This window comes from Gemmatimonas sp. (assembly GCF_041689975.1).
Classification (GTDB): Bacteria; Gemmatimonadota; Gemmatimonadetes; order Gemmatimonadales; family Gemmatimonadaceae; genus Gemmatimonas.
Genome location: NZ_JBDNFF010000297.1, coordinates 1 through 7,388 on the forward strand (window position 1 = coordinate 1; position 7,388 = coordinate 7,388).

7 protein-coding genes, 5 tRNA genes and 2 pseudogenes are annotated in these 7,388 nt (G+C 62.7%); 6 read left to right on the forward strand and 8 right to left on the reverse strand.

Features of this window, described 5'->3' with window-relative positions; genetic code table 11:
* Positions 1–404 (reverse strand): annotated as a pseudogene (locus ACESNG_RS17915) (hypothetical protein); the annotation flags it as partial.
* Positions 405–692: 288 nt separating this feature from the next.
* On the opposite strand from ACESNG_RS17915, the gene ACESNG_RS17920 reads away from it, so the two are divergent.
* The gene (locus tag ACESNG_RS17920; protein ID WP_373070151.1) at positions 693–1,022 is read left to right on the forward strand and encodes a hypothetical protein; all 330 of its coding nucleotides are present in this window, start codon (positions 693–695) and stop codon (positions 1,020–1,022) included.
* On the opposite strand, the gene ACESNG_RS17925 is transcribed toward ACESNG_RS17920, so the two are convergent.
* Positions 1,009–1,818 (reverse strand): tryptophan-rich sensory protein, encoded by an 810-nt coding sequence (locus tag ACESNG_RS17925; RefSeq protein WP_373060063.1) that lies wholly within the window; start codon positions 1,816–1,818, stop codon positions 1,009–1,011. The two genes, ACESNG_RS17920 and ACESNG_RS17925, sit on opposite strands and share 14 nt — an antisense overlap.
* Before the next feature lie 89 nt (positions 1,819–1,907).
* Here ACESNG_RS17925 and ACESNG_RS17930 point away from each other — a divergent pair, with 89 nt between their 5' ends.
* Positions 1,908–2,351: a hypothetical protein gene (locus tag ACESNG_RS17930; RefSeq protein WP_373060065.1), complete on the forward strand. Its 444-nt coding sequence runs from the start codon at positions 1,908–1,910 to the stop codon at positions 2,349–2,351.
* A 177-nt stretch (positions 2,352–2,528) separates the two neighbouring features.
* Here the strand turns inward: ACESNG_RS17930 and ACESNG_RS17935 are convergent, their stop codons facing one another.
* From ACESNG_RS17935 to ACESNG_RS17960, 6 genes are all read right to left on the reverse strand, one after another.
* A complete protein-coding gene (locus ACESNG_RS17935) occupies positions 2,529–2,882 on the reverse strand; it encodes a PEP-CTERM sorting domain-containing protein (protein ID WP_373070153.1) in 354 nt (117 codons plus the stop codon).
* Positions 2,883–3,497: 615 nt separating this feature from the next.
* Positions 3,498–3,571: transfer RNA gene (locus tag ACESNG_RS17940), tRNA-Pro, on the reverse strand.
* Between the two features lie 54 nt (positions 3,572–3,625).
* A tRNA-Arg gene (locus ACESNG_RS17945) sits at positions 3,626–3,699 on the reverse strand.
* Between the two features lie 135 nt (positions 3,700–3,834).
* Positions 3,835–3,908: transfer RNA gene (locus ACESNG_RS17950), tRNA-Val, on the reverse strand.
* A gap of 19 nt (positions 3,909–3,927) precedes the next feature.
* A tRNA-Gly gene (locus tag ACESNG_RS17955) sits at positions 3,928–4,000 on the reverse strand.
* Between the two features lie 31 nt (positions 4,001–4,031).
* Positions 4,032–4,104: transfer RNA gene (locus ACESNG_RS17960), tRNA-Ala, on the reverse strand.
* 290 nt (positions 4,105–4,394) lie between these two features.
* On the opposite strand from ACESNG_RS17960, the gene ACESNG_RS17965 reads away from it, so the two are divergent.
* The 4 genes and pseudogenes from ACESNG_RS17965 to ACESNG_RS17980 all read left to right on the forward strand — a co-directional run.
* On the forward strand, positions 4,395–5,282 hold the full coding sequence (locus ACESNG_RS17965; protein WP_206044389.1) for an RNA polymerase sigma factor RpoD/SigA: 888 nt from the start codon (positions 4,395–4,397) through the stop codon (positions 5,280–5,282).
* Between the two features lie 126 nt (positions 5,283–5,408).
* Positions 5,409–6,170, forward strand: a complete 762-nt coding sequence (locus ACESNG_RS17970; RefSeq protein WP_373060067.1) for an ABC transporter ATP-binding protein — start codon at positions 5,409–5,411, stop codon at positions 6,168–6,170.
* A complete protein-coding gene (locus tag ACESNG_RS17975) occupies positions 6,167–6,691 on the forward strand; it encodes an NUDIX hydrolase (RefSeq protein WP_373060069.1) in 525 nt (174 codons plus the stop codon). The genes ACESNG_RS17970 and ACESNG_RS17975 overlap by 4 nt, the downstream gene beginning before the upstream one ends.
* A pseudogene (locus tag ACESNG_RS17980) lies at positions 6,691–7,388 on the forward strand (hypothetical protein); the annotation flags it as partial. The gene ACESNG_RS17975 and the pseudogene ACESNG_RS17980, both read left to right, overlap by 1 nt.

Here is a 7,388-nt window from a genome sequence, read left to right on the forward strand (position 1 = left end):
TCGAGGGAGGTGACAAGTGCATAGAGCGTGTCCACGCTTGGCCGCGCCGAGCCGACTGGCGGCATCATACCTGAGCGCAGTTTCGCTACGACTTTCTCGGCGATATCAGCGTTCGCCTCGGGTGCCCCCACGTCGAACGCGTCGAGCGAAAGATTCCCTCGCCGCATCGTTGGGTTATGGCATTTCTGGCAGTATTGCTTCACCACCGCATTGAGCTCCTCCGGCGCCATCCATGCCGCCGGGGGCGCCTTCAGGGCACCGGCGCGGCGCGCGACGGGTCGTGGCAGCACCGGATGACCCACGGCGCGAGGCGCGGTCGGGGGCTCGGTGGGCGGAGAATCGCTATGGCCGGGTAGGGCGACGGCGAATGAGAGCGTGACCGCGAGTGCGGAGATCGCCTTCATGCCTGACCTCGTGCGGGGGGATTACGGAGGGGAACTGCAGGGGGGAAACAACCAGCAATGAACAGTCGGGCGCGGAACCCTGAATGGCAATAAGATAACGCGTTCTCGCGGCAACCCGTTGACGGTCAGCCCGAGCGGGCCGAGCTTACGGTGGTGGCGTGTGGCCAATCGCCCTCCCCTTGGCTCCCGGAGTCTGCCGTGCCGCGCTGTCTCTTTCCCCTGCTGGCGATCGGCTGTGCCGTAATGGGTAGCACCCGAACGGTTCACGGTCAGACGATTCCGCCGCCCTTGGCAGCGACGGCGACGTCCGCCACGCCGGTGCCGGTCGCCGCGGCGCCTCATCCCGACAGCGTTGCCGCGATGCTCCCTTTTGCAAAGGCGTATGTGGCAATGAATGCGCTGCGTGACAAGGCCGACGCTGAGTACGCCGAGCCGAAGAACAAAAGGCCTGAAATGCTGGCCGAACTGCGCAGCAGGCATCGGCTCGAGCGCGAAGGGATGCTCAAGTCCAACGGCTTTCCCGACGCGACATACGCGCAAATGACCCAACGCGTCAGTGGCGACGACACCGCGCGGCTCGCTTTCGAGGCCGCGCTGGCGAAGATCACCGCGAAGTAACTCCTTCGCGACGCGCTCGCCGTCCGGCGCCCCACGCGATCACGCCGGTAGCGATCCCCGCCGGGACCAGCCAACTCGTGGTGTCCGCAAGAACCGCAATGTCCGCGTATCGCACACCGATGCCGCGCAGCGCCCATGCGACGACCAAAGGGAAGAGCCAGTTGCCACGCCGCCATGCCATGATCGTACCGAGCAGCGTGGCGACGATCATCATGGCCACAGCCCACGTTTGTTCCGCTATGCCGAAGCCGCTCCACGCCACCGCGTGCGCGAATTGAAAACTGTTCACGATCAGCGCCACCGAGATCCACGCGAGGTAGATGTCCTGTGGCCAGACGAGGAACGCCTGTTCGGCCCACCAGGCGCGACCAGTGAGACTGCCGACACCGCGATCGCGTTCGCGCACGCGTTCACCAATGGCGATCAATGCAATGAGAAAGATCACCATCACCACCAGCGCGAGCGCGAATTGCCCGAAAGAAAAGAGCGAGATCCACGACACGTTCAGCGCACCCGTCACGATCCACCAGATCCCGAGGCGCTGCACAGCGCGTTCGGCCCCAACGGTAGGGAGCGCCTGGTAGATCGCCGACGCGATGAGCCCGAAATAGATCACGCTCCAGATGCCGAACACGTAGTCGGCCGGCAGGACCAATGAGCGGTATTGGTTGGCAATGTCGCCGATCGACTCCCCACTCATCGCCCCGCTTGCGGCGAGTCCATTGAGCGCGATGACGACCACGAGCGCGAGCACGTTACCCGCCTTTCTGCGGGTCAGCGATATGGTCAGCGGCATGAGGGGGGAGTCATGAGATAAGGAACAGCGCAACGGCTACAGGCAGGATAACATTCCGAGTGTAGTCTCAATCTTCGGAGGGTGATCGGATGTACGGGATCTTGATTGGTACGCACAACCTGCTGGCGTGGGCGGTCCTCATCGTCGGTGTACTTGTACTCGCACGGGCACTCAGCCGCAGCGCCACCTGGTCGGCGGCCGAAACCGGTCTGGTGCGGAAGCTGACGCTCTTGGTGCACCTGCAACTGCTGGCCGGACTCGGCCTATGGTTCGTAAGCCCGACCGTGGCCGCTGCGCGCGGGTCGATGAGCGCCACGATGAAGGATCCGGCGCTCCGTCGCCTGGTAGTGGAGCACCCCTTCCTGATGATCCTGGCGGCCGTCGCCGCCACCGTGTCGGGCGTGCTCGTGAAAAAGGCCACCGGCTCGGCCGCGAAGGCGAGGAGGGCGCTGGCCGGCACGTTGATCACGCTCGCGCTGGTGGCGGCAGTGATTCCGTGGCAGCGACTGGTCGCGAGGTGGACAGAGGGGTGAGCAGGCAGGGTGGGTAGAAACAAGGAACCCGCAGCGACCGAAGTCGTTGCGGGGTGTCTCTTTATCTTCTATATAATCGGGGCGGCAGGAGTTGAACCTGCGACCTCTCGCTCCCGAAGAACAAGACAATCCTACGTGTGGTAGCAGAGGCCTTGTCTTTGGTGGTCGGCTGTCGGATCATTTCGTCGACTGCGTCCGGCAACGGCGGAAACCAGCGCCAAGCACGCCGAGGAGACCGAACGACGTCAGCACGACGGTACTCGGCTCGGGGACGGGGGTGAAGTTCGCGTCAAAACGGAGGTCATACTGATCCATGCTCATGTATGACCCCGCGCTGGTAGGGCCAGCCCCCTTGAAAAAGAACGAACCACCAGAATCGGGATCGGCAGTATTCGCCTCAAAGCTGTAACTCCCCGAACCCGATTCCCCAAAGGTGCTGAACAATGCGATGTACGAGCTTCCGCTTGTCACGTTGAGCGCGCCAATGTTCGCGGTGTATTGCGAGGAAGAACTACCCGAAGATGCCGACATGGGCCCGCTCGTCCACAGCGCCGCTCCAGACACGGCCGACCCAGTCCATGCAAAGAGGTACGACCGGAACGACTGAGGAACTGCGACCTCAGTACTCGGCTGCATCCAAAAGGAAAAGTCGCTGAGACTCGTTCCGGTCGCTGTGAACGATTGTCCGAAGGTGCGAAAGGCGGCGCCCCCCCCAACTGCCAACCACGCTGTTCTTTGGAATACTGATGGTCTGCGCGGATGCTGGCGCCGCAAGCGTGAGGGCGGCGAGCATGGCAGAGGAAGCGACATTGACGATCGTGCGCATATGATCGGGCCCGAGAGAGGAGTCCACAGCTTTTCTACTCTCCAGGAAAGGCAATGCACGTGCCGTTGCCGACCTCTACCGTAAAATTTTCATAACCTTTGCACTATTTGATTATTTGATTTGTGACCGATTGTGAATGAAAACCGAACTCGGCCATTGATGCTTAGTCACAACAGTGCCAGGCGAACTCTGGCGTACCATCGCGACAGCCCGCTCTCCGTCGCTTTACGAAGATGCAGCGTTCTCGGCGGCTGAACGACTACACCATAAAAAGACCCGCCAACGCTTTAAGTCGTTGACGGGCTTCCCTTTGTATTCAGTCGGGGCGACAGGATTCGAACCTGCGACCTCGTGCTCCCGAAGCACGCGCTCTACCGGGCTAAGCTACGCCCCGTTGACTGTCCCACTCCCAGAATCCGGACGACGTGCTCCCATCCGGATCACCCTACGCGCCTAGAAGGACTCGAACCTCCAACCTTCTGATCCGTAGTCAGATGCTCTATCCAATTGAGCTATAGGCGCAGAACTCCAATGCACCACGATCCACGCACAGCCTCCCCTCGCGGAGAGACTCGGAACCTAGCGCATCAGGCGTACCGACGCTACTGACCAGCTTTCACCAGGTTCTCAAACAGGGGCACCATCAAACCAGCAGTATGGGTCGTACAAGACTCGAACTTGTGACCTCCACGATGTCAACGTGGCGCTCTAACCAACTGAGCTAACGACCCAGGACACCGTTGCACTACAAGCGGGAAACGGGACTCGAACCCGCGACCCCAACCTTGGCAAGGTTGTGCTCTACCAACTGAGCTATTCCCGCAAACCGACTGATAGACCGTGACCAAACGGAGTGGAGACGAGCGGGATCGAACCGCTGACCTCTTGAATGCCATTCAAGCGCTCTCCCAACTGAGCTACGCCCCCGGAACTGGCTTCCTGCGCTGCTGTCCTTCTTTACCCCACCACAGCATCATGCCGGCAAGGGCATCAGGAACGCGCAGTCTAGTGAGGTGTATGTCTCGCGTCAAGCAGAGTTCCGCAGATTACACTGGCGAAAGACTCTCGTTGGCGTATCTTTCGCGGCTACCCCCTTAATTGACCAGCCGCGGTCGGTTGGGATCCCGTGGGTCGCCGGCGCCGTTTGTTGGCAAGCCGTATCCATTTCGTTTCCTCCTTCAGGGGTGATGTCTCATCCCAAGGTCTCATAGAATTCCATGACTGAAGTCAAGCGGAAGCGCCGTCGTGCGGCACCCGCGGGCATCGCGCCCAGTGAACCCGAGCGCGATATCCTCGACCAGTATCTCTACGAAGTCAGCACGTATCCGCTCCTCAAAGCGGCCGAAGAGATCGAGCTCGCGAAGAAGATCCGTACCGGTGACCAGGACGCGCTGCAGGAACTCGTCAAGCGTAACCTCCGCTTCGTCATTTCTGTCGCCAAGAAGTATCAGAATCGCGGACTGCCGCTCATCGACTTGATCGGTGAAGGCAACGTCGGTCTGCTCACCGCCGCGCGAAAGTTCGATCCCGATCAGGGTGTGAAGTTCATCTCGTACGCCGTGTGGTGGATCCGTCAGGCGATTCTCTCGTCGCTCGCGCGACAGGGACGTACCGTGCGCGTGCCCCTCAATCGCACCGCCGACCTCTCGCGCATCATCAAGGCGTCGGAAATCCTCCGGCAGAAGCTCCGTCGTGAGCCGTCGCCCGAAGAGCTCGCGCAGGTTACTGGCCTGTCGGTCGATGTGGTACAGTCGCTCGCCGCGCTGAACACCGGCGACGTGCGACTCGATGCTCCGATGGACCCCGATGGCGATCGTTCGCTCATCGAACGGTTCGTCGCGGACGAAATGCCCGACACCGAAGAAGAAGCGATGAACCGCTTCCTCACCGACGAAATCGAACAGGCCCTCTCCACGTTGCCGCCGCGCGACGCCAAGGTCCTCCGCCTCTATTTCGGCCTCGAAGGCGGTCGTGAACATACGCTCGAAGAGATCGGCAGCATGCTCGGTGTCACCCGCGAACGCGTGCGCCAGCTGCGTGACCGAGCCCTCAAGCGTCTCCGCGAAGGTGATGTGGGGCGTGCCCTGTCCAGCTTCGCCGCCTGAACACCGCGTCGGCTCAGCGGGATCGGCAGGCTCGAGGGGCGTCCGACTATCGGACGCCCCTCGAGCGTTTTTGCCCCGCTCAGCACGCCTACCTTCGCCGATCTTTGGCGGTACATTTGTGATCTCATGATCGAGTTCAAGAACGTCCACAAGGCTTTCGGGCCCAAGCAGGTGCTCCGCGGTTTCTCGCTTCAGGTCAACGAAGGCGAGACCATGGTCGTCATCGGCTATTCCGGAACCGGCAAGTCGGTGGCGATCAAGCACATCGTCGGCCTCCTCGAACCCGACGAGGGCGAGGTCTGGGTCGATGGCCTCCGTGTCGACCAACTCTCGCGCAAAGACCTGTACGCGTTGCGCGGACGGATCGGCTACGTGTTTCAGTTCGCCGCGCTCTTCGACTCGATGACCATCGGCGAGAATGTCGCCATGGGACTGCGCAAGCAGGGCGAACTCAGCGAGTCGGAAATCACCACGCGCGTCGACGAGGCGCTCGCACTGGTCGATCTGCCCGATGTGAAGACCCGCATGCCGGCCGAACTCTCCGGCGGTATGCGTAAGCGTGTCGGCATCGCGCGCGCCATCGCCCTGCGCCCCAAGTACATCCTCTACGACGAACCCACCACCGGGCTCGATCCGGTCACGTCGGCCACGATCGACGCGCTCATGGTGCGCATGCGTGATCAACTCGGCGTCACGGGCGTGGTGATCACGCACGACATGCGCAGCGCATATACCGTGGGCACGCGCATCGCCATGCTGTACGAAGGGCAGGTGCGCGCCGTCGGGACGGTAAACGAGATTCAGCACAGCACCGATCCGCTGGTGCGGCAGTTCATCGAAGGACGCGCCACGCTCGAAGGCAGCGCGCCGTTGATCGGCGTCGCGTGACCACGTCGCGCGATCCGCAGAAGCGCTCTGGGCGCGCCACGCTCGAAACATCGGCCGGTGGGGTCGTGTATCGCGTGCAGGACGGCGAGCCCATGTTCCTGCTCATTCGCGACAGCTACCAGAACTGGGGATTTCCGAAAGGGCATCTCGAAACAGACGAGCCGCCCGACGCCGCCGCGCTGCGCGAAGTGCGTGAAGAAACGGGGCTCGACGATGTGTTTCTCGACGGCGCCATCGACACCATCGACTGGTTCTTCCGCTTTCGCGGCCGACTGGTGCACAAGGTCTGTCACTTCTACCTCATGCGCAGCGATGCGTCGAACACCACCCCGCAACGTGCCGAGGGTATCACGGCCTGTCGGTGGGCCACGTTTCCGGAAGCCACGAAGCTCGTGTCGTACGTCAACGCGCGTGACGTGCTGATGCGCGCCAATGCCATAGTGCGTGGGGAAGACCCGGCCGCTGATCCAGCGCAGGCGCCGACGCCACGCGCCGGCGTGCGCACCGCGCCCTCTCTCTGATGGCCGCGGCCCGCAGCAGCGCCGACAGCGTTGCTCCGCTCATGTGCGTGGTCGCGCTGCTCAAACGTGAGCGCGCACGCGCCTTGGTGCGTGCAGCGTTCCCGCGGCGTCGGGCGCACGTGCTTGCCGCCAAAAGTGCCGCCGACGTCGAGGAGTACCTCCTCAAAGAGCTCGTCGATGTCGTCATCATCGATGCGGGAGCCGGTGAAGACGCACAGCGCCTGATTTCACGCGCCGAAGAGTTTCCGAGTCTCCCGTTCGTGCTGATCACGACGCTGCTGCCGGCCGATGCGCCGTTCGTCGCGCGAGCGGCCGTCGCGGGTGTCGCCGACGTGCTCGTGGAAGGGGTGGACGACAGCGTCGCGCGCGAACTCGTGCTGCGTCGTGCCTTTTCCAGTCGCTTCGAACGCGCCCTCTCGCAGCCGCCAGCGATACTGCACCTCGAGACCCCGCTGCAGATCGCGGTCTGGCAAAGCGTGGTGCGTCGCGCCGGCCGACCCGTGCGTACCGACCAGCTGGCCAGGGAACTCAGCGTCTCACGTGAGCACCTGTCCCGTAGCTTCGCCGTGGGCCAGGCGCCCACCCTGAAGCGTGTGATCGACCTGGTGCGCGTGCTGGCCGCTGCCGAGCTGTCCAAGAACGCCGGTTTTGACGTGCGCGACGTGGCGCAGGTCCTCGGCTTTGCCAGCTCATCCCA